This is a genomic window from Rhodococcus sp. IEGM 1351 (assembly GCF_030056875.1).
GTDB lineage: Bacteria > Actinomycetota > Actinomycetes > Mycobacteriales > Mycobacteriaceae > Rhodococcus_F > Rhodococcus_F opacus.
This window is the reverse complement of sequence record NZ_JASHKU010000005.1, coordinates 346621-368949: the sequence shown is the minus strand read 5'-3', so window position 1 is coordinate 368949 and position 22329 is coordinate 346621. Positions and strand designations below refer to the sequence as shown.

General features: G+C 67.7%; 21 protein-coding genes. 6 read left to right on the top strand and 15 right to left on the bottom strand.

The features are described from left to right. Position 1: 1 nt before the first annotated feature. Positions 2-460 carry a Fur family transcriptional regulator gene (locus QM806_RS11745; RefSeq protein WP_005256074.1) on the bottom strand — a complete coding sequence of 153 codons (459 nt, stop codon included), beginning with the start codon at positions 458-460 and terminating at the stop codon, positions 2-4. 93 nt (positions 461-553) lie between these two features. On the opposite strand from QM806_RS11745, the gene QM806_RS11740 reads away from it, so the two are divergent. Next, positions 554-865, top strand: coding sequence for an ArsR/SmtB family transcription factor (locus QM806_RS11740; RefSeq protein ID WP_005256073.1), 312 nt, complete (start codon positions 554-556; stop codon positions 863-865). Further along, complete coding sequence (locus QM806_RS11735; protein ID WP_283291448.1) at positions 862-1284, top strand: SRPBCC family protein; 423 nt, start codon at positions 862-864, stop codon at positions 1282-1284. The genes QM806_RS11740 and QM806_RS11735 overlap by 4 nt, the downstream gene beginning before the upstream one ends. A gap of 5 nt (positions 1285-1289) precedes the next feature. Here the strand turns inward: QM806_RS11735 and QM806_RS11730 are convergent, their stop codons facing one another. The 5 genes from QM806_RS11730 to QM806_RS11710 form a co-directional block, all read right to left on the bottom strand. Continuing rightward, positions 1290-1934, bottom strand: coding sequence for an acetoacetate decarboxylase family protein (locus QM806_RS11730; protein ID WP_283291446.1), 645 nt, complete (start codon positions 1932-1934; stop codon positions 1290-1292). Continuing rightward, a complete protein-coding gene (locus QM806_RS11725) occupies positions 1918-3630 on the bottom strand; it encodes an FAD-dependent oxidoreductase (protein WP_283291444.1) in 1713 nt (570 codons plus the stop codon). Before QM806_RS11725 ends, QM806_RS11730 begins: the two co-directional genes overlap by 17 nt. Next, positions 3627-5117: a flavin-containing monooxygenase gene (locus QM806_RS11720; protein WP_054245898.1), complete on the bottom strand. Its 1491-nt coding sequence runs from the start codon at positions 5115-5117 to the stop codon at positions 3627-3629. Before QM806_RS11720 ends, QM806_RS11725 begins: the two co-directional genes overlap by 4 nt. After that, on the bottom strand, positions 5114-5707 hold the full coding sequence (locus tag QM806_RS11715; RefSeq protein ID WP_283291440.1) for a TetR/AcrR family transcriptional regulator: 594 nt from the start codon (positions 5705-5707) through the stop codon (positions 5114-5116). The genes QM806_RS11720 and QM806_RS11715 overlap by 4 nt, the downstream gene beginning before the upstream one ends. Positions 5708-5807: 100 nt before the next feature. Next, a complete protein-coding gene (locus QM806_RS11710) occupies positions 5808-7634 on the bottom strand; it encodes a multicopper oxidase family protein (RefSeq protein WP_502943849.1) in 1827 nt (608 codons plus the stop codon). Positions 7635-7734: 100 nt separating this feature from the next. Here QM806_RS11710 and QM806_RS11705 point away from each other — a divergent pair, with 100 nt between their 5' ends. Together QM806_RS11705 and QM806_RS11700 are read left to right on the top strand one after the other, a co-directional pair. Next, positions 7735-8673, top strand: coding sequence for a formylglycine-generating enzyme family protein (locus tag QM806_RS11705; protein WP_283291437.1), 939 nt, complete (start codon positions 7735-7737; stop codon positions 8671-8673). Between the two features lie 81 nt (positions 8674-8754). Continuing rightward, the gene (locus QM806_RS11700) at positions 8755-9660 is read left to right on the top strand and encodes a hypothetical protein (RefSeq protein WP_063786584.1); all 906 of its coding nucleotides are present in this window, start codon (positions 8755-8757) and stop codon (positions 9658-9660) included. On the opposite strand, the gene QM806_RS11695 is transcribed toward QM806_RS11700, so the two are convergent. The 8 genes from QM806_RS11695 to QM806_RS11660 all read right to left on the bottom strand — a co-directional run bounded on the left by QM806_RS11695 (position 9607) and on the right by QM806_RS11660 (position 18475). Beyond that, entirely contained in the window at positions 9607-10272 is a 666-nt protein-coding gene (locus QM806_RS11695; protein WP_283291434.1) for a GAP family protein, read from the bottom strand. The genes QM806_RS11700 and QM806_RS11695 overlap by 54 nt on opposite strands. Beyond that, positions 10233-11345, bottom strand: coding sequence for an alpha/beta hydrolase (locus tag QM806_RS11690; RefSeq protein WP_005564631.1), 1113 nt, complete (start codon positions 11343-11345; stop codon positions 10233-10235). The genes QM806_RS11695 and QM806_RS11690 overlap by 40 nt, the downstream gene beginning before the upstream one ends. Before the next feature lie 81 nt (positions 11346-11426). Beyond that, the gene (locus QM806_RS11685; protein ID WP_005564633.1) at positions 11427-12458 is read right to left on the bottom strand and encodes an aspartate-semialdehyde dehydrogenase; all 1032 of its coding nucleotides are present in this window, start codon (positions 12456-12458) and stop codon (positions 11427-11429) included. A 3-nt stretch (positions 12459-12461) separates the two neighbouring features. After that, a complete protein-coding gene (locus tag QM806_RS11680) occupies positions 12462-13727 on the bottom strand; it encodes an aspartate kinase (protein ID WP_005253449.1) in 1266 nt (421 codons plus the stop codon). Positions 13728-13822: 95 nt separating this feature from the next. Next, the gene (locus QM806_RS11675) at positions 13823-14788 is read right to left on the bottom strand and encodes a hypothetical protein (protein ID WP_283291430.1); all 966 of its coding nucleotides are present in this window, start codon (positions 14786-14788) and stop codon (positions 13823-13825) included. A 133-nt stretch (positions 14789-14921) separates the two neighbouring features. After that, complete coding sequence (locus QM806_RS11670) at positions 14922-16259, bottom strand: DUF1254 domain-containing protein (protein ID WP_054245894.1); 1338 nt, start codon at positions 16257-16259, stop codon at positions 14922-14924. 86 nt (positions 16260-16345) lie between these two features. Continuing rightward, entirely contained in the window at positions 16346-18040 is a 1695-nt protein-coding gene (locus tag QM806_RS11665; RefSeq protein WP_005562087.1) for a SulP family inorganic anion transporter, read from the bottom strand. 12 nt (positions 18041-18052) lie between these two features. Continuing rightward, a complete protein-coding gene (locus tag QM806_RS11660; RefSeq protein WP_005253445.1) occupies positions 18053-18475 on the bottom strand; it encodes a DUF7144 family membrane protein in 423 nt (140 codons plus the stop codon). 176 nt (positions 18476-18651) lie between these two features. On the opposite strand from QM806_RS11660, the gene QM806_RS11655 reads away from it, so the two are divergent. Continuing rightward, entirely contained in the window at positions 18652-19782 is a 1131-nt protein-coding gene (locus QM806_RS11655) for an AI-2E family transporter (RefSeq protein ID WP_005562089.1), read from the top strand. After that, complete coding sequence (locus QM806_RS11650; protein ID WP_007298490.1) at positions 19779-21587, top strand: alkyl/aryl-sulfatase; 1809 nt, start codon at positions 19779-19781, stop codon at positions 21585-21587. The genes QM806_RS11655 and QM806_RS11650 overlap by 4 nt, the downstream gene beginning before the upstream one ends. Here QM806_RS11650 and QM806_RS11645 read toward each other — a convergent pair. Beyond that, complete coding sequence (locus QM806_RS11645) at positions 21577-22251, bottom strand: acyl-CoA dehydrogenase family protein (protein WP_283291427.1); 675 nt, start codon at positions 22249-22251, stop codon at positions 21577-21579. The genes QM806_RS11650 and QM806_RS11645 overlap by 11 nt on opposite strands. Positions 22252-22329: the final 78 nt, after the last annotated feature.

Here is a 22329-nt window from a genome sequence, read left to right as displayed (position 1 = left end):
GTCAGGACAGGGCTGCTGCCGACCCGGTTCCGCTCTGCGCGCCGGTCTGGCACTGCGAGCAGAGCCCCCAGAAGACGACCTCGGCCTCGTCGATCTCGAAACCGTGGGCCTGCGAAGGGTCGAGGCACGGAGCCTCACCGACGGCGCAGTCCACGTCCACGACGGTCCCGCAGCTGCGGCACACGAGGTGGTGGTGGTTGTCTCCGGTACGGGTTTCGAACCTCGCGGGCGATCCCGCGGGCTCGATACGTCTGAGCAGGCCGGCGGCGGTGCACGCCTTGAGGACGTCGTATACCGCCTGGGTGGAGACCGATCCCAGCTCTTCACGAACTACGGCCGCAATGTCGTCGACGTCGGAATGCGGCCGTACGGCAACCGCATTCAACACTGCAACACGTGGCGCAGTGACACGCAGGCCCACCTCGCGCAGCTGCGCTTTGGGATCCGTGTCGTGTCGCATGTGTTCCAGTATCGCGCCTTTTTGGAATTAGTCAAGAAAAGGATGTGTCGAAAATTCTTGACATGTCGGAAATTTCCGACATAAAGTCGCGGCGTGCCCGACGACGACGTCTTCATCGCCCTCGCCAACCCCGTGCGACGGCGCCTGCTGGAAATCCTGGTGGACGGCCCCCTCACCGCCGGAGACCTCGCCGGCCGGTTCGACCTCAGCCGGCCCGCGGTGGCAGAGCACCTACAGGTCCTGCGCCGGGCCGGACTCGTCCGCGACGAACCGTCCGGACGGCAACGGCACTACCACCTGACCGCCGAGCCGCTCGCCGACGTCGGCGACTGGCTGCACCCGTTCGAGCGGTTCTGGCGTGGCCGCTTGCGCACACTCGCCGACTTCCTCGAGGAGGACTCGTGACCGACCGCACCACCACCAAGATCTCCGTCGACCAGTTCATCGCCGCGCCGCCCGCCAAGGTGTGGCGCGCCCTCACCGAGCCGGAACTGCTCGCCCGCTGGTGGGCCGCGGGCGATATCGCCGCCACGGTCGGGCATCGGTTCCACCTCGAGATGCCCGGCTGGGGCGCCGTTCCCTGCGAGGTGGTCGAGGTCGAACCCGAGCGGCGCTTCGTCTACACGTTCACCGAGAACTGGACGCTGGCCTGGCGCCTCGTTCCCGAGGGTGCGGGCACCCGCCTGTTCCTCGACCACTCCGGCTTCGACCTCGACGACAAGCGCAGCCGCGACGCGTTCGAGCGGATGGGTCCGGGCTGGCGCGACACCGTGCTGCCCCGTCTCGCCGGCGTGGTGGCGGACATCGGACCGCGACCCGCCTGATCGGGTCAGCGGAGTTGCGCGGGTCCTGTGGTCATCCGGCCGTCCGTGATCACGATGCCGTGGTGTGTGCCGGGCGTCAGCCAGTCACCGAGGCTGGGACCTTCGGCCGCCACGTCCACGCGGGCATATCGGAAATGGCCCCGCAGTCGTGCGGATGCCGTCACGAGGCCCCGGTCGCCGGGTTGCGCGAACCCCAGCGCTCCGGCGATCGGTAGTCGCGGGCCGCGCGGCCGAGTGTTCGTGGTGACGCGCCACGCGTCGGACGACGCCTCGAAGTCGCCGTGCACGTCGCCGTCGAACTCGGCCGGCACCTTCGGCAGGCTCCAGTGCACCCGTCCGCCGTGTACGGAGGGTTCCGAATCCACGGCGATGAACGGGACCGCCATGCGGGGCAGGACGCCGATGCGACGACCGGGCGCGCGGAGCACCGGACTCGCGAGGATTTCCCGGTAGGGGCCGACCGGCGAGTCCAGGTAGTCGACCATCATCGCCAGGGTCAACGGCACTGTGGCGCCGTCGGGTCCGAGCGCGCGGGCGGCCGCAGTGCTGCGATGCCACCACAGCGTCGCGCGGACTCCCGCCGGCCACGGGGGCGGCGCGCTCTCGGGCCAGTCGGTGCGCTGGGTGGTCGATTCAGGCACGCTCCACATCGACTGTCTCCTTTCGGGTTGCGACCGTCAGCGGGAGCCGCAGCGCACCCGGCGCATCGGCGGGCACCACCGGACTCCGGGGCGGCGACGGTTCGATACGTACGTATGGCTTGCCCGGTTCGGGCCGGGCATCGACCTCACCCTTGTTGGGCCACAACGCGAATGCACGCTCGGCCTGGGCGGTGATGGTCAGCGACGGGTTGACCCCGAGATTCGCGCTCACCACGGAACCGTCCGCCACGTGCAGGCCGTCGTGTCCGTACGCCCGCAGGTAGGGGTCGACGACACCGGTGTCCGGGGAGTCCCCGATGGTGCAACCCCCGAGGAAATGCGCGGTCATCGGAATGTTCACGACGTCGGCGAACGAACCGCCGGGGTCTCCCCCGATCCGCTCGGCCACCTTGCGGATGGCCGTGTGACCCTGCGGGATCCATTCAGGTGGTGGATCTCCGGGTCCGGGCCGGCTGGTCACCGCGCGGCCGAGGCGGCCTTTCCCCTTGGCCAGTTCGAGCGAATTGTCGTCGGTCTGCATGACGAGCGCGATCACGGTGCGCTCCGACCAGTGCCGTACCGAGAGGCTGCGCACGAACGCCCCGGGGCGACGCAACGCGACGCCCACCGTTTTCAGCAGCCGCGGCGTTCTGCCGCCGCCGTCGCTGAGGACCGTCTGCAACAGTCCGATGGCGTTGCTGCCCTTGCCGTACCGGACGGGTTCGATGTGGGTGTGATCGTCCGGGTGGAACGAGGACGTGATGGCCACACCCTTCGTGAAGTCGGTGGCGCGGTTCTTCGCCGTGGCCGCGAGGACCGCTTCGGAGTTGGTGCGCACCACCGATCCCAGCCGCGGCGACAACCGCGGCAGCGCACCGGATTCCTTCATCGCCAGCAGCAGCCGGGCGGTGCCGTACGTGCCCGCGGCGACCACCACTTGGTCGGCGGTGAACGTGTGCTCCCGCTTGCGGATTCCGTCGGTGCGGCGGGTCCGCAGCTCGTAGCCGCCGCCCGCCCGGGGGTGCAACGCCTTCACCGTCGTCAGCGGATGTACCAGGGCGCCCGCCTTCTCGGCGAGGTGGAGGTAATTCTTGACGAGCGTGTTCTTCGCGCCCACCCGGCAACCCGTCATGCAACTGCCGCACTCGGTGCACCCCGTGCGCTCGGGTCCCACTCCGCCGAAGAACGGATCGGCCACCCGCGACCCCGGTTCGCCGAAGAAGACGCCCACCGGTGTGGACGTGAACGTCTCAACGGCGCCCATCTCCTCGGCCACCTCGCGCATGACGGCGTCGGCGGGGGTGAACGACGGATTGGTCGTCACGCCCAGCATCCGTTTCGCCTGCTCGTAATACGGGGCCAGCTCCGACTGCCAGTCGGTGATGTGCGCCCACTGCTTGTCCTCGAAGAAGCGGCGCGGCGGCTGGTAGAGGGTGTTCGCGTAGTTCAGCGATCCGCCCCCGACGCCCGCCCCGGCCATGACCAGGACGTCGGGGAGGAGGTGGATCCGTTGCACGCCGTAGCAACCCAGCCACGGCGCCCACAGGTAGCGCCGCAGCCGCCAGCTCGTCTCGGGCAGCTCGTCGTCGGCGAAACGTCTGCCCGCTTCGAGAACACCGACCCGGTAGCCTTTCTCGGTGAGCCGGAGCGCCGCGACGCTGCCACCGAAACCGGAGCCGACCACGATCACGTCGTAGTGCGTCACGCGACGGTCTCCTTCGCGGCCCTGCGTCGTGAGACGTAGTTTTCCTGGTCGAAGCGCTGCAGCTGGGAGCGGAACTTCCAGGTGAAGGTCGGCCACTGGACGGAGTTCCGTCCCTCGGAGTCGTAGTACCAGCTCGAGCAGCCGCCCTTGTTCCAGACGGTGGACTGCAGGTCGGACTGGATGCGGGTGTTGTACCGGCGCTGCGCCTCCTCGGTGACCTCGAAGGCGGTGATGCCGCTGTGGTGCATCGTGTTCAATGCGTCGGCGATGTACGCGGACTGCGATTCGAGCATGTAGACGATGGAGCTGTGCCCGAGGTTGGTGTTGGGACCGTACATCAGGAACAGGTTGGGGAACCCGGCGACGGTGGTCCCCTTGTACGCGCTCGGGCTCCCGTCCCAGTGCTCGGCGAGCGTGCGGCCGTTCGCACCGCGCAACGCCTGCGCCACAGGAGGTTCCGTCGGCGTGAAGCCGGTCGCGAAGATGATGGTGTCGACCTTGTGCACGCCCCCCACCGCGTCGACCACGCCGTCCGGCGTGACCCCGGCGAGTCCCGCGTCTACGAGCGTGACGTCGGGACGGTCGAGGGTCCGGAGCCAGTCGTTCGACAGCAGCATCCGCTTGCAGCCGATCGTGAAGTTCGGCGTGAGCTTGCGGCGCAGTTCGGGATCGCGCACCTGCCTGCGCAGGTGCACCTTGGCGACCATTTCGAACACCGGCAGCAGCCCGGTCGCGTGCGCGAGCACACCACCCAGGGCCTCGCGGAAGCTGTACACGGACCCACGGACAGCTTTCTGCACCAACGGCAGTCGCCGGTAGATGCCCTTCTCGGAGCCGGACAGTTCGCGGTCGAGGCGCGGGATCACCCAGGCGGGCGTGCGCTGGAACACGGTGAGATGCTCGGCCGCCGGCGCGATCTCCGGGACGAACTGCACCGCAGACGCACCGGTGCCGATCACGGCCACGCGCTCACCGGTGAGGTCGTGGTCGTGGTTCCACGTCGCCGAATGGAACGTGGTGCCGCCGAACGTCTCCAGCCCCGGCATGTCCGGGACGCTGGGCGTCGACAGCGCACCGGTAGCGGCCACCACGACATCGGCGGTCAGCGTTCCGCGGCTCGTCCGGACGGTCCAGATGGTCTCGCCATCGTCCCAGTGCGCTTCCTGCAGTTCACAATCGGTCACCACCCGGGACCGGACACCGGTGTCGGCCGCGACCTTCTTCAGGTAACGGTGGATCTCGGGTTGGCGGGCGAACGTGTGACTCCAGTCGGCGCTCGGCGCGAACGAATACGAGTACAGCGACGTCGGGACGTCGCACGCACACCCGGGGTAGGTGTTGTCTCGCCACGTGCCGCCGACGTCGTCGCCGCGCTCGATGATCAGGACGTCGGCCTGCGGCTGCGTCTGCAGGATGCGCGCCGCCAGTCCCATACCGGCGAAACCTGCCCCCACGATGAGGGTGTGTACGTGCTGCGGAAGATTCACGACTTCTCCACCTTCGATTCCCACACGGGCAACAGCCGCGCGCGTAGTGACTGTTCGGCCTCGGGGGTGCGGAACAGTGCCGACACCGCCAGACCGCGAACCAATTCAATAGTGAGCTCGATGGCGTCGGCGTCGAGCCGATCGCCGAACACCGCCGCCGACCCGCGGCGCAGAGCGTCGTTGACCTTCCGCTCGAGCGGAACCGTCGCCTCGTACAGCGCCGGGTCGGTGCGGGCGGCCACCCACAGCTCGAGGGCCGCATAGAACAGCGGGCCGGAGAAGGCGTCGGCGAGCACTTCGACGCCCCGACCTGCATCCACTTCGGCGGCGAGGATCTCCTGCAGCCGCTTGTCCACGAGATGTTCCACGGCGGCCACCACCAGCGACTCCTTGGTCGGGAAATGGTGCAGCTGCGCGCCGCGCGACACCCCCGCCCGACGGGCGATGCCCTGCGTGGTGGTGCGGGCGTACCCGAGCTCGACCAGGGAGTCGACGGCCGCGTCGAGCAGCTTCGTGCGCATCGCCGCGGTCCGCTCGGCCTGCGTGCGGGCCGGCTTGACTACTTCTGTGTCAGGTGTCACACCCAGCACTGTAGGCGGAAAAAAGAAAACAGTCCAGACTGCTTGTAAGTTTGCGCTACGCGCCCGTGAGTACTTATTAACGTCCGGCGGTTAATAAGTACTCACGGGCCTAGGGCACCAGGCGGTACCGCAGCATCATGTCGTGGTCCTCGTGGTCGAGCATGTGGCAGTGCCACACGTAGCCCTGAAGGGGATGCGACGACTGCTCCATGTGGCCGTGGCCGCCTTCGGAGTGGTCCATCGTGTGCGCCGACATCCCGAACGTGGCGTCCGGGTCGAAGCCGAGTTCGTCGGCAGTCGGGAACCGGACGATGATCCGGGTGATCGAGTTCGCGTCCGCGATCACCGTGTCCTTGAACCCCGACTCCCACACCTGGGGCGCCAGGTTCGGCCCGAGCACGAACGGGTCCGCCGACGGCGTCCACCGCATCCCGACCGCGGGCACCGGGACCGCCTGCATCAGGGCGTTCGTGTCGATCGCCTGCCGTCCGATCACCCGGAACGTCACCAGATGCAGGTGGATCGGATGCGGTTCGGGCGTGACGTTGACGATGTTCCACTGCTCGACCGTCCCCTGCCGGGGCATCTCGATGTCGTCGGTCGTGTAACGCAGGTTGTTCAGCGACATCAGCGGCGACGGCTGACCGAGACCCTGCGCGAGCTGCATCACCGACACGTTGCGCACCACCGACGGCCGCGCGACGGGCGGGAGGACGGCGAGACCACGGCTTGCACCCCGCAGCGTCTCCGGCACGCCACCGGTGAACCCGGCGGCGGTCCCCACCCGGAACCGGCAGAACCGCGGCATGATCTGCACCCCGCGCTGCGCGACCTGCGCCGGTATCGGCTCGTCGTTGCGCAGTTCCACCGTCGTGCCGGGTGCGAGGGTCCCGAAGTCGACGAGGAGGTCCACCCGCTCGCCGGGTCCGAGCCGGACGTGGTCGGTGGCGACCGGCGCGTCGAGCAACCCGCCCTCGGCGCCGATCACCCAGAACCTCATCCGGTTCTCGAAGAACAGATTCCACACGCTGAACGATGCGGCGTTCACCATCCGCAGACGGTACAGGCCCCGCGCCACCGGCACTTCCGGCCACACCTTGCCGTTCACCACCCCCACGTCACCGGGTGTGGCGGCCTCCCAGCTGCCCTGCGGGTTCAGCGGGTTGGACCGGACACTCTGACGTCCGTCGTCGGTGAAGTTCTTGTCCTGCAACACGAGCGGAAGTTCGAACTGCCCCGAGGGCAGACCGAGCGGGTTGCCGGTCCCACCGGTGTCGTACTCGTCGCGCAGCAGGTACATGCCCGCCAGCCCGGCGTAGATGTTGAGCCGGGTGACGCCCATCGCGTGGTCGTGATACCAGAGCGCGCAGGCCTCCTGCCGGTTCGGGAACTCGTGCACCATCCCCTGCCCGGGCCGCATCGTGTCCTCGGGGTGTCCGTCGAACTCGGGGGGCGTCCGTCCGCCGTGCAGGTGCAGCGACGTCGGCACCTGGGTGCGGTCCTGCTCGCTCACGCCGTGGATCCGCGTGTCGACGTCGGCGGCGAGGGGGTTGCTCGCGATGTCGTTGCGGTAGGTCAGTGAGGTCCGTTCACCGACGTGGGCTTCGATCGTCGGGCCCAGGTAGTCCATGCCGCCGTAGCCGAGCGCCGGGGACGCCGGCAGGTCGGGATGGAACACGTGCGTCGTGCTGTTCGCGTGCACCTCGACGGAGCTCCCACCCATCATCGGCAACGGCGGCAACTGTTCCCGGAACGGCTGGAGCGGCGGCGAGGAGAAGACGAACGGCCGCAGCGGATCGATCCCGAACGGGTACGCGCTCGCCGATCCCACCCCGACCGCCCCCAGCCCGGCCGTCAGCGCCAGTCCACGAACGAACGACCTACGCGGAATCCGTCCATCCATTCGGAGGAGCCCCCTGCACGGTGAGAACAGCATTGCGAATCGAGTAGCCGACGGTACCGCAACCGTTGCCCCTCTCACCGGGTTTACGGGACGTCCCTTCGCACGGCGGCCGTCGTCGTGCCAGTCTGACCCCATGACTGGTGCAGCTCCGAAGAACATGGCGTGGATCCCCGGGGGCACCTTCTGGATGGGTTCGGAGGACTTCTACCCCGAGGAACGGCCCGTCCACCAGGTGACCATCGACGGGTTCTGGATGGACACGCACCAGGTCACCGTCGCCGAGTTCCGGCGATTCGTGAAGGACACCGGTCACGTCACGACCGCCGAGATCGCCCCCGACCCCGCGCAGTACCCGGGCGCGGATCCGGCTCTGCTCGTGCCCGGTTCGCTGGTGTTCACCCCGACACCGGGACCCGTCCCGCTCGACGACTACACCCGCTGGTGGTCGTTCACCGCGGGCGCGGACTGGCGGCACCCCGAGGGTCCGGGCAGCAACGTCGGCGGACGCGAACGCCATCCCGTCACGCACGTGTCGTGGTTCGACGCCCGCGCCTACGCGGAGTGGGCGGGCAAGGACCTGCCGACCGAGGCCGAATGGGAGTTCGCGGCCCGCGGCGGCCTGGACCGGAAGCCGTTCGTGTGGGGCGAGGAGCACGAACCGGGCGGCAGGCCCGGCGGGAACGTCTGGCAGGGACGGTTCCCGTGGGAGAACCTCCTCGAGGACGGCTACGCCGGGACGTCGCCGGTCGGCCATTTCCGGCCCAACGGTTACGACCTCAGTGACATGGCCGGCAACGTGTGGGAATGGACCACCGACTACTTCACGGTGGATCACTCCGAGAGCGGGAAGAACGTCGCACCCACCAGTTCCTGCTGCATTCCGACCAACCCGAGAGTCGACACGGCACGCGCCGAGAACTCGGACGAGCCCTACGCGCGCCGCGTGATCAAGGGCGGCTCGCATCTCTGCGCGCCCAACTACTGCCTGCGCTACCGACCCTCGGCCCGGCAGGGTGACACCGAGGAGACGTCGACGTGCCACATCGGGTTCCGGTGCATCATCCGCCCGTGACGGGCGTTCTCACCTGACGCGGATGATGACAAGCGGGCCCGAACGGTGTTCGCTCGAGGTGTGCGGTCGACGAAACTGTCTGTGGCGCTGGCCAGGGAAGCTCTGGCCGCGCGCACCGAAACGGCCAACGGCTGGTTGCAGGGCACACCTCCCGGCCGTACCGTTCGGCGCGTCATCGACGGGCTGATCGAGATCGAACTCGTCGACCGGTCGATGACGCTCGCCGCCAGGATCTTCACGTCGGTGCTGCCCGTGATGATTGCGGCGTCGACGCTGAGCAGTTGGAACGTGACCGCACGCACCATCAAGACCCAGTTCGGCTTCGACCCCACGGAACTGACGTCCACGTCCGGCACCGTCGACACCACCGACGCCTCCTTCGCCGCGTTCGGGGTCGTCGGTCTGCTGATGATCGCGATCAGCGGTACGTCCTTCGCGAGGGCCCTCGCCCGGATCTACGGAAAGATCTGGAACGTCCCGTCGATCAATCTCCGAGACGCCTGGCGGTGGCTCGTCGTCCTGTTCGCCGTTGCGCTGTCGGGGACGGCGATCGGCGTGGCCAGCGAGCTTACGAGCATCCGATTCATCGGGCCACCTCTCGCCGTCGCCGGGGAGTTCGCGGTGTGGATGGCCGTGTGGACCCTCAGCCCGTACCTGTTGACGATAGGCACCCTCAAGGGTCGCGTGCTCTGGGCGACGGGCGCGCTGACCGCCGCCGCGCTCACCGCTCTCCACGTCGGCGGACGTCTCGTCCTGCCCCGGATCACCGCCGCCGCGCAACACCAATTCGGGCCGCTCGGCCTGGTGTTCACCGCGATCAGCTGGCTGTTCGTCCTCTCCGTCGTCATCGTGGGTTCCGCGGTGATCGTCAAGGCCATCGCGCTCGACGAGGGCTACGTCGGTCATTACCTGCGCGGACCGGACGCCGTCGCGTCAGAACAAGCCGCCGAAACCCTTGCCCAGGACGACGGCGCCCATCACGAGTAGCAGCACGCTCATCACCGCGGCGTTGTTGGCCTGGAGCCAAACCTTGAGATTGTCGAGGGTCCTCCGCATCTTGTCTGCGGCGACGGCGTAGGCGATCACCGGGACGAGGACGGTCGATCCGGCCAGCACGGTGTACACGATCAGGGCCACCACCTGCTCGCTGCCGTTCACGCCGGCCGTGCCGATCCCGACGCCCGCGGACACGCAGAGCAGCAGGTTCTTGGGATTGATTGCCGCCAGCGCAAATCCGAGTCCGGTGGATTTCACGAAGTTCAGGTCGTCGATGGCCTGCATCCACTTCGGTGGCTCCGCGTGGGCATTGCGGCTTCTCCACTGCCGTCCCGCGAGCAGGAGCAGCAGCACACCGAGAATTACCTTCACCCAGGACGCTGTCGCGGAGGGACCTTCGGAGTCGGACGTGTCGATGCTGCCGGCGAGGAGCATGAAGATGCCCGTCGCGACGAGGATGCCCAGTATCCAGCCGACACCGAAGCCCGCGCTCGCACCGCCCGCACGCTTCGACAGCAGCATCAGGATGACGGCGATGATCGGGATCGGCGAGATCGCGACACCTACCGCGAGCGGTAACAGTTCTCCGATGACTGAGCCCATGTCCGAACCGTAGGGTGGGGGCGTCGTCTCCGCCTCGCACGTGTCGGGTGAACCCATTTCACGCCGTGCTGCTGCATCTCGGCGAGCTGCGCCCACGTCAACGGAATCGGCACCGACGTGTCGGACAGACTGTGCACCACCCGCAGAGGGCGGTCGAAGCCGTCGACGGGCACCTGCTGCATCTCCCGGAACAGCTCCCGGAACTGCTCGTTCCACAAGGGCGCCGCGAACAGGTCGCCGACCGCAGTGGGATGGGCGAGCAGGTACCGGCCGAGTTCCCGGCTGCACGTCACCTTCGCCAGCTCCATCAATTCGATTCCCTTCGGCGACAGATACCGCCGGATGTCGACCTCGGGCCGCTGGTCGTCGATGCCGGCGAGGGTCAGCAACGCGTAGTTCACGATTCCGGTCGTCGGCAGTGCCGGAATCGCGGGTCCCGCGGCCGGGAAGAGCTGTTCGAGGTGTGTCGGCGCCGCCACGGCGACGGCACCCCGATAGTCGAGTGCGGGTGCCCGGGTGGTGGCCCCGCGGGCGGCGAAGTAGGTCGCGTGCCCGCCCTGCGACAGTCCCGTGACGATCCACCGGTCGCTGAGCACGTCGCCGTAGACGTCGTGTGCGGCCAGGACGATGTCGACGGCGTTCGCGGCAGCCGCAGGACCGTCGAGGTAGGCATTCACACCGGCCGTGCCGATTCCCGCGTAATCCGTTGCCACGACGGCGTACCCGGCGGCGAGCCACTGTTCGATCGCGGGCAGTTCGACGTAGTTGAACCCGGCGACCGACGGTGCGCACTGGTCGGCGATCCCGACCGTGCCGTGTGCGTAGGAGACCACCGGCCAGCCGCCGTCGGGTGGATCACCACGGGGCAGGAAGATCGATCCGGTCGACTCACCGGCCGCGGTCGCGGTGCGCAGCGTCGAGTAGCGGACCCGGACGCTGTCGCCTGCCTGGGCGGGGACCGCGGCGGGTGGAAGTTCTTCCTGCGACAGCAGGATTCCCGGCTGCGCGGACGCCTCGCCCGCACCGGTGAGCAGCAACAGAACCGCCGCCACCGCAGCACCGACGACTCTCATTGGCCCAGTGTCCACCCGCACAAACAGACGTGAGTGGCAAAGCGTGCGGAAGCACACCTTGCCACTCACGTGGGGGGGAGATCAGACCAGCAGTTCGGCGATCTGAATGGTGTTGAGGGCGGCACCCTTACGCAGGTTGTCGCCGGACACGAACAGTGCCAGACCGCGACCCTCGGGGACACCCGGATCCTGACGGATACGCCCGACCAGCGACGGGTCGCTGCCCGCGGCCTGGAGCGGGGTGGGGACGTCCACGAGCTGCACACCGGGAGCCGTCGACAGGAGCTCCTGCGCACGCTCCACCGACAGCGGACGCTCGAATTCGGCGTTGATCGACAGCGAGTGGCCCGTGATCACGGGGACGCGGACACACGTGCCCGACACCAGCAGGTCGGGCAGGCCGAGGATCTTGCGGCTCTCGTTGCGGAGCTTCTGGTCCTCGTCCGTCTCACCGCTGCCGTCGTCGACGATCGAGCCGGCCAGCGGCAGGACGTTGAACGCGATGGGTGCGACGTACTTGTTCGGGGCCGGGAAGTCGACGGCGCTACCGTCGTGCACCAGCTTCTCCGCGTCGTCGATGACGGCGCGGGCCTGGCCCACGAGCTCCTCGACACCGGCGATGCCGCTGCCGGACACGGCCTGGTAGCTCGACACGATGAGACGCTGCAGACCGGCCTCGTCGTGCAGAACCTTCAGCACCGGCATCGCGGCCATCGTGGTGCAGTTGGGGTTGGCGATGATGCCCTTCGGCGGGTTCTTCGCCTGCTCCGGGTTGACCTCGCTGACGACCAGCGGGACGTCGGGGTCCTTGCGGAACGCCGACGAGTTGTCGACGACCGTGGCGCCTGCCGCCGCGAACCGCGGGGCCTGCTCACGAGAGAGCGTCGCACCGGCCGAGAACAGGGCGATGTCGATGCCCTTCAGGTCCTCGTCGGACGTCGCGGATGCGTCCTCGACGACGATCTCCTCGCCGCGGAACGGCAGCTTCTTGCCAGCCGACCGCGCGGAGGCGAAGAACCGCACCTTGTCCGCGGGGAAGTTGCGTTCCTCGAGGAGGGTGCGCATGACGATGCCGACCTGTCCGGTCGCACCGACGACAGCGATGGTGGTCATGATCTACCGTCCCGTTCCTGCGTGCACGACAGCTTCTTCGTCGCCGCCGAGCTCGAATGCATCGTGGATAGCCTTCACGGCCTTGTCCAGCTCCACGTCCTTGACGAGCACCGAGATACGGATCTCGGACGTGGAGATGAGGTCGATGTTGACACCGGCCTTCGCGAGAGCCTCACAGAACGTCGCGGTGACGCCCGGGTGGCTCTTCATGCCGGCGCCGACCAGCGACACCTTGCCGATGTGGTCGTCGAACAGCACCTGCGTGAAGCCGATCTCGCCCTGCAGCTTGGTCAGCTTCTCGACGGCGCGCGGGCCGTCGGCGGTGGGCAGCGTGAACGTGATGTCGGTCTTGCCGGTTTCGACCTTCGAGACGTTCTGCAACACCATGTCGATGTTGATCTCCGCCTCGGCCACCGCGCGGAAGACCTGCGCGGCGTAACCCGGGGTGTCGGGCAGGCCGACGACGGTGATCTTGGACTCGCCGCGATCGTGCGCGACTCCGGTGATGATTGCCTCTTCCACGGGGATGTCCTCCATCGATCCGGACACGATGGTGCCCGGCTTGGTCGTGTATGACGAACGGACGTGCACAGGCACGTTGTATCGGCGGGCGTACTCGACGCAGCGGAGCATGAGCACCTTCGCGCCGCATGCCGCGAGCTCGAGCATCTCTTCGAACGACACCGTCTCGAGACGCTGCGCGTCGGGAACGATGCGCGGGTCGGCGGTGAAGATGCCGTCGACGTCGGTGTAGATCTCGCAGACGTCGGCCTCGAGGGCCGCTGCGAGGGCCACCGCGGTGGTGTCCGAACCGCCGCGCCCGAGGGTCGTCACGTCCTTGCTGTCCTGGCTGACGCCCTGGAATCCGGCGACGAGGACGATCGAGCCCTCGTCGAGCGCATCCCGGACGCGGCCCGGTGTGACGTCGATGATCTTGGCGTTGCCGTGAGCACCGGTGGTGATGACGCCCGCCTGCGAGCCCGTGAACGAACGGGCCTCCGCACCGAGCGAATGGATTGCCATTGCGACGAGAGAATTGGAAATGCGCTCACCGGAGGTCAGCAGCATGTCCATTTCGCGGGCGGGTGGGGCTGGGCACACCTGCTGAGCCAGATCGAGCAGCTCATCAGTGGTGTCCCCCATCGCTGAAACCACGACGACGACATCGTTGCCGGCCTTCTTGGTCTCGACGATCCGTTCAGCCACTCGTCGGATTCTCTCGGCGGTTGCCACCGAGGATCCGCCGTACTTCTGGACGACGAGAGCCACGCGTTTCTACCTCCAGGTCGATGAATCTGTACTGGTCCAGCTGTCGAGCTTACCGGCGGAGTCCAATCTGATCCCGGGTGAGTCCGTTCGGCCGCCTATCCGAACGCCGTGTTCGCGGCGTCCGCGACTCTCGCCACGGCCGCGCAGTTCGGCCCGTGAACAGTGACGACTGCACCCGCGTGACCGAGCCTTCGGGTGAACTCGTCGACCACCGCTCCGGGCCGTGTGACGTCGATCGGCTCACCCATCGGGCTCGTCCACCGGCATCGGTCGCCGACTGTCTCCGGCTCGGCGGGAACGGGTGGTCGGTTTTCCTTGACCGGCGACATCGTGAACGACACGGTCACCTCGCTCCCGGGCACCCGATTCGGGTTCGGAAACAGGACGCAGTCGAACGGGGTGGGCGGTGATTCCGGATCGACGACGCGTCCGCCCGCTGTGGTCCCCAGCACGTCGAGCACTTCGCACGGGTCGTGGACCGCGAGCGCCACCTGACGCGGGGACGTCGGGACGCGAGCGGGCAGTTCCGACCGCATCCTGTCGATCGCCGAGCCGAGCACCGCGTCGGCGAGCGGGCAGGCGTCCTGGCCGGCGACGGTTCCGGCGCGGACGGACGCGAGCGGCGGTTTCAACTGTTCCTCGAGGACGTTCAACTGGAAGACGCGCTCGCACGTCCCGCGGGCCAGGTCGGCGCCCGCGCCTCGATAGACGGTCACGCCGTCGACCGTCTCAGGCCCGGTCAGCGCCGCATCCGACAGCATCGACGGCAGCAGGGACAACTCCACGTACGTGGTCGCGCCGCCGGGCCGGACCATCAGCGCCGAACACACCGGCAGTTGGACGGCGGACCCGTACTGCTGGACTGTCCCGGCGCCCCGCACGACCGCCTCGTCGAGCAGTCCGCACGGATCGGCGTCGCGGAGTGCGTCCTCGACGTGGACCTGCCGTTGCTGCTCCGGCGTCAGTTCCTGCAGCGGCGACGCCCCCGCAGTCCCCGACACGCTGTGCGCACATCCGGACGTGAACACGGCGCACAGGAGCGCCGCGGCAACTTTCTTCACACGATCCCCCCTCGAATCGGCACGAACACTACCGCCGACTCGGGATCATCGGAGAGAGGACGGGACGCTGTGAACCAGACCGATCATGTCGGGAACGAGCAGCCAGATCGGATCGCTCACCAGCGCCCCCTGATCACCTGGTCCTCACGAACGGCGGGATCTCGAACGTTCCGTCGAACACCTCCGGCTTCGGGCTGTACATCCGGAGCAGCGGCCGGAACCCGACTGCCGGTGTCGGCAACCAGTTGGCGCGGGCCACCGGATCGGTCGGGGCGACGGCGCTGAGCGTGATGGTCAGCGAACCGTCGTCCGCGAACACCAGTCCCGGCGTGCGGTCACCGATCGAATAGCGGTCGATCGGATTGTCGACGAGGTAGAACTCCGGAAGGTCGTACATGGTGATCGACCAGAACGCGTCGACCGGCGGGGTCGGCGCGAACGTGAGTGTGTAGGTGTGTTCGCCCGACAGTTCGTTGCCTTCGCTGTCGTGGTAGATCGGCGCGTACGCGGCCTCGTAGCCGTGGTTTCCCCACAGTCCCGCCATCGCGGCGCCGGCCCGCAGTCCCAGCGCCTTCGAGCGGTCCTCGATGCGCCACTCGGGTGAGTCGAGGGTGCCGATCTCGAAGTAGTCGTCGTTGTAGTCGAAGGCGTGGTACATCAACTGCCAGCCGTTGACCACCTCGCTACCTGCGCCCGATTTCAGCGCGGTCGTCAGCGATTGGCGCCCGGCCTCGGCTCCGGCCGTGAGCACGGACGCGAGGTCCGGCGGCGCCTCGAGGTACGGCGACGGCCCGGTCTCGAGCAACCCGAGCGGGGCGAACGCCTGCTGCGCGACGAGGTCCTGCGCGGAAGGAGGGTACGCCTGCGAGTACACCCGCAGCTTCTCCCAGAACTGAAGTTCCTCGGGGACGTTCGGGTCGGGTATCGGCAGGCCCTCCGCCGGTTCCTGGTCGCCGACGGGTTCCAAGGTCAGGGCCGACTGCAGTCGCTTCACCCGCTCCAGGTCTGCCTCACCGTCGCAGGCCCAGCGGCCGATAATGGTGCCCACCGCGGTCGGGAACGCGATCTGCGTCGCGCCGTCGGGGACCTCACCGGACCACCCGGGTCCGGTCAGCAGGAAACGGCCGGCCGCGGTACCCGTCGCGCGTTTGCCGACGTACGCGAAGTTGTCGGTCCACGCATCGACGAATTGCAGCACGTAGTACGCGCCACCGGCGTCCGGCACTCGCAGCAATTGCGGTCCGTGGCCGAGATCGATCTGGGCGATCGAGTAGATGGTGTCGTTGTTGACCGAGACGAACGTGTCCTGCGGCCCCGCGAGTGTGCGGGCGTGGCTGAAGGTGTTGAAGGGTCCCGCGTCGAGGCTCCCCATCCCCTCCGACACGAAGCGGTTCACCTGGTCGAGGTCGAACACCAGCGGAAATCCGTACACCCACGCCTTCGCGGCGAGTTCCTGCAATTCTCCACTCACTACTGTCTCCTGTCATGGGCGGCTCCGCCGCCCGTGCGTGGTCTGCGAGTCCAGAGACTCGTCAACCACTCACGGGCGCGCAGCGCCTACTGTCGGTCCGGTTCCGCGAGTGCCTCACGCACGGTCGGATAGAGGTCGACGGGGGTCGAGTCCGAACCCGAGTGTCGAATCGCGTCCCGGAACTGCCCGATGTCCCGCGCCACGCGTAGCTCGATTCCCCGGCGCGCGAGCACATCCCGCAACTGCACGAGCATCTGCGCGGCACTGACGTCGATGAACGGCGACGTCTCGGCGTCGAGGACCACCACTCGCGTGTCGTCGGTGCACAGGTCCTCGATGCGGTCCTTGACGTGATCGGCGTTCGCGAAGAACAGTCCCGCCTCGACGCGCACCACGACCACGTGCGGTGTGGTCGGGAGGTCGGGGTGACGCTCGGCGTCCACCCACAGCGACCCTTCCTTCGCGAGCGCCGCGACGTGGGGACGCGACGCCCGGTAGAGCAGCAACAGCATCGACACGCCGATGCCGATGACGAGTCCGGGCAGGGTGTCGAACAGGAGCACGCCAACCATCGCGGCGAGGGCGGCCGCGAAATCGGCACGCGCGGCGTATCCGTAGATGCTGCCGAGCCTTTCGGTCCACACCCCGTAGAGACGGCGCAGCGCGGAGATGTCCACGAGTTCGATGACGGCGGCGATGACCACCGCGGCGAGCGTCGCCTCGGGGAGTTTCTCGAACAGTCCGGTGAGGAACAGCAGGGTCACCACGGTGAGGACCGCGACGACGAGACCGCTGACCTGCGATTTGGCACCGGCCCCACCGTTGACCGCCGTCTTGGAGAGGCTCCCGTTCACCACCATTCCCGAGCACAGCCCGGAGCCGAGATTGGCTGTGCCGAGGCCGAGGAGTTCCCGGTTGGCGTCCACCTCGTAGCCCTCTTTCGCGGCGTACGTCTTCGCGGCACCGAGCCCTTCCGCGAACCCGATGAGCAGCACGCCCACTGCGGGGCCGAGAAGGTCGATGTAGTCGTCGAATCCGACACCGTCCGGCAGTCCCACCGACGGCAGACCGGAGTCGATGTGACCGACGATGTCGACACCTCGACCGTCCAAACCGAACACGGCGACCGCGGCGATCCCGAGGAGGACGGCCAGCAGCGAACCGGGGACGAGCGGCAGCCACCGCTTGAATCCGAGAACCACGACGAGACTGAGGACACCGACGGCGAGTGTGCCCCAGTCGATGTCGCCCAGGTGGGTGACGACTCCCCAGGCCTGTTCGAAGAAGTTGCCGTGCTCCTTCTCCACGCCGAAGAGGGCAGGAACCTGCCCGATGATGATGGTCAGAGCCAGCCCGACGATGAAGCCCTTCAGCACCGGCTCCGAGATGAACGACGCGATGAAGCCCAGACGGAGGAGCCCCGCCAGCAGCCCGGCGATGCCGGTGGCAATCGCCAGCACTGCTGTCAGGGCGGCGTACTTGCCGCCGTCCGCCCCGGCGAGCGGCGCGACGATGGCAGCCGACAGGGCGGCCGTCGCCGACATCGGCCCGACCACCAGATGCCGGGAACTGCCGGCCGCCGCGTAAAGAATTAGGGCGGGTATCGCCGCGTACAGACCGACGACAGGGGGAACTCCCGCGATGGTCGCGTAGGCCAGGGCCTCCGGGACCAGCACGGCCCACACGGTCAGGCCCGCGATCACGTCGGGCCTGACCCATCCTTTCCGATACTCCTGCAGCGAGCCGAATACCGGCCAGGTGCCGGTCGCGGAGCTCACCACGTCGTCATCGTCCTAGTCCCTGGCGGTGTCCCAGGTGGTGACCGCCCAGATCACGACGACGTCGAGCGCGATGATCAGAATCGACCACAGCGGGTAGTAGGGCAGCCAGAGGAAGTTCGCGAGGATCGACAGCGCGGCGATGCAGACGGCCACGACACGGGCCCAGGTGGCGCCCGTCATGAGGCCGATCGCGCTGATGACCAGAACGACGCCGAGAACGATGTGGATCCATCCCCACGCGGTGGTGTCGAACTGGTAGGTGTACTCGACGCCGATGACCAGCAGGTCGTCGGAGGCGACTGCGGCGATGCCCTGGAAGAAGGAGATCACGCCGACGGTCAGCAGCAATATCGCCGCTGCCAGCGACGTTCCCGCGGCAAAACCCTGTTTGACAGGGCTGTTGGTCCTGGACTCCGGATGTGTCGTCATGTCCATGCCCTTCTCGAAAGGATGTGCTCGAACAGTGGAATCGTGCGACTTCGCGATGGCATCGGCATCATCCGCACCGGGTGATCCTCATCTGCAACGGATGATGTGTCGTCGTCGGCCGGGTGCAAGAGTCGATTCGGGGCATCCCGGTTGGCCGGCCGATTGTTGCGAAGGGACACGCGATGACCGATCCGCAGGACGTATCCGGCACGGCGCCGGCTTCTCAGTGGTCGATGCCGCGGGGGCTGATCGTGATTCTCGGGCTGGCCGCGCTCGTCGTCACTGTGGCGGGAATCCAGGTGGCTGCGTCGATCGTCGGGCCGATCTTCCTTGCTCTCATGCTGACCGTCGCGGTTCACCCGCTGCCCGAATGGCTTCACCGGAAGCGTGTCCCGGGATGGCTCGCGACGATCGCGGCGATCCTGGTCGTCAACGGCATCATCCTCGTCCTCGTGCTGTCGCTGGCCCTGTCGGTCGCCCAGCTCGCCACGCTTCTACCGGAGTACGCGGACGACTTCACGGCCCTCATCGACAGCGCCCAGAGCTTTCTGAACAGTAACGGCGTGAACTCCGCCGACGCCCAGACCTTGCTCTCCCAGGTGGATTACAGCAAGGTGTTCGGTCTCGTGGAGGGGATCCTGCAGGCCATGCTGGGCATCTTCTCGAATCTGCTGTTCATCCTCGCCCTCCTGCTGTTCATGGCGGTCGACGGAAGCACCTACGGTTCGCGGATGCGCATCGTGACGCGGATGCGCCCCGACATCGCCACCGCCCTCTCCGCGTTCTCGGTCGGCACCCGCAAGTACCTGATCGTGTCCACCGTCTTCGGGCTGATCGTCGCCGTCATCGACACCGGGGCACTGTGGGCGCTGGGGATTCCGTTGCCGATCCTGTGGGGACTGCTGTCGTTCATCACCAACTACATCCCGAACGTCGGTTTCGTCCTCGGGCTCGTTCCACCGGCACTGCTGGCGCTGCTGCAGGGTGGTCCGGAACTGATGCTCGTCGTCATCGTCCTGTACAGCGTCATCAACGTCATCATCCAGTCCGTGATCCAGCCGAAGTTCGTCGGCGACGCGGTGGGCCTGTCCGTGACGTTCACGTTCCTGTCACTGGTGCTCTGGACGTGGATCCTCGGGCCTCTCGGCGCGATTCTGGCCATCCCGCTGACACTGATGGCGAAGGCGCTGCTGATCGACATCGACCCGTCCACGCGGTGGGTCAACACGATCCTCAGCAGTGCTCCCGCTCCCCCTGCCCCGGTCCCTGCCCCTGCCCCCGCCCGACCGCGACACGAGAAGGAAGAATCATGACACCCGATTTCTCGGACACCACCGATTTCGAGGACGCCGACCGCGGCTTCGTCGACCGTCTCGACCCCCGCACCGTCACGGATGGGGACGGTCGCGTGGTGTGGGACATGCAGGAGTATTCGTTCCTGAACGGCGACTGCCCGGACACCGCCGACCCGAGCCTCTGGCGTCAGTCGCAACTGTGCGCGAAGGACGGCCTGTACGAGGTCACCGAGGGCATCTACCAGCTTCGCGGTATCGATCTGTCCAACATGACGATCGTCGAGGGCGAGACGGGCATCCTGGTGATCGACCCGCTGATCTCGCAGGAAACCGCGGCCGCCGCGCTCGCGCTGTACCGGAAGAACCGTGGCGATCGGCCCGTCACCGGAGTGATCTACACGCACTCCCACATCGATCACTTCGGCGGCGTCGTCGGCGTTCTCCCGGACGGTCGCGGCGACGTCCCGATCCTCGCCCCCGAAGGGTTCCTCGAACACGCGGTGGCCGAAAACGTCTACGCCGGAACCGCTATGGGACGCCGCGCCACCTACATGTATGGCGCGTTGCTCCCCAAGGGGCCGCGCGGTCACGTCGGCGCCGGCCTCGGCACCAACGTGTCGTCGGGTGTCCCCGGACTGATCCCACCGACCGTCGACATCACCCACACCGGTCAGGAGGAGACCGTCGACGGCATCCGGATCATCTTCCAGGTGACGCCGGGAACGGAGGCGCCCGCCGAGATGAACTTCCTGTTCCCGGACCACCGGGCACTGTGCATGGCGGAGAACGCCACCCACAATCTGCACAATCTCCTCACGCTGCGGGGCGCGCTGGTCCGGGACCCCCGCGCCTGGTCGCGGTACCTCGATCAGGCGATCGAGATGTTCGACGGCGGCTACGACGTCGCGTTCGCCTCCCACCACTGGCCGACGTGGGGTCGCGACCGGGTGGTGAAATACCTGTCGGAGCAGCGCGACCTGTACCAGTATCTGCACGATCAGACCCTGCGGATGCTCAACTCCGGGCTGACGGGGCTCGAGATCGCGGAGAATTTCCCGATGCCTCCCGCCCTCGAATCAGCCTGGCACACACGTGGTTACTACGGCTCCGTCAGCCACAACGTCAAAGCGATCTACCAGCGCTACATGGGCTGGTTCGACGGCAACCCGACGTCGCTGTGGCAGCACACGCCGGAGAACGTCGCGACACGGTACGTCGAATGCATGGGCGGTCAGGACGAGGTCCGGGCAAAGGCGCAACGGTATTTCGACGACGGCGACTTCCGGTTCGCCGCCGAACTCCTCAAGCATGCGGTGTTCGCCGACTCGTCGGACAGCGACGCGAAAGAACTACTCGCTCGCACCTACGAGCAACTCGGGTTCGGCTCGGAGAACGCGACGTGGCGCAACTTCTACCTCACCGGCGCACTCGAATTGCGCGGCGGCATCGTTCCGCCTCCCATTACCGAACTCGGCGCGGACATGCTGAGCGCCCTGACGATCGAGCAGATCTTCGACTCCGTCGCCCTCCGCATCAACGGCCCGCGAGCCTGGGACAAGACCCTCGTCGCGGAGTGGCACTTCACCGAACCCGAAGCGCACTACCGGACGACGCTGTCCAACGGTGCACTCATCCAGACGCTGTCGCCGAGGACCGCGACGCAACCGGACGTCTCGCTGACCCTGACGAAGATGCAGTTGGTCGGACTGTTCGCCGGCAAGGGACTCGAGGGCGTAGAGGTGACGGGTGACCCGTCGAAGCTCTTGGTCCTCACGGAACTCGTCGACCCACCCGACAGCGCGTTCCCGATCGTCACTCCGTAGGCGCTCCGCGCCCGTGCGCCTTTTTGGTAGCTGGGACAACCGGAAAGGCGCACGGGCGGCGGAGCCGCCTAACCACGTTCCCCGGCTGCACCGCCTGGAATTTGCCCACCGCGCGACCGAACTGCGTGCGCGCCGAGGTGTGCTCGACGACGAGGGCCAGGACGCGTTCCATGGTCCCGGCCATCGCGAGCGCCCGAGCCAGTGCGCCGCGCCGGAGGAACTCCGTCACGACGTCGGCGGGCACCGGCGTGCCCTGCTGCGCGGAGACGTCGACCCGGACGTGGTCCCGGGGCATCGACGCGAGGTTGGCCGCCTCCGTCACCTCGACATCCGCGCGGGCGAATTCGGCGACCCGCCACGTGACGTCCGCCTCCCACACGGCCACCAGCGCATCCACCGAACGCGCCCACGGGACGTGCCGCGCGGTGCCGTCGGCATCCAGCACGGCTGCGGTGCGGACCACGGCGGGGCCGGAAGTCGCGGTCGGGCAACCGGACCTGCCGAGCAGCCAACCCGCGAGCAGATCGTTCTCGGCGATCGGGAGATCAGCGGCGCCGGCGGCCGCGAGCAGGTACGCCGACTCCGTCCACCCGGCGTCGCTGCCACCCCCGGATTCGGGGCCGGTGAGCCTCGTGAGGCCGAGTTCGGCGAGCGTCGACCACAACTCTCAGATCGAACTCCCGAGCCTCGCCCGGGGCCCGCCGATCTGTGGCGAAGACCTGGCCGAGCATGCGTGCGAACT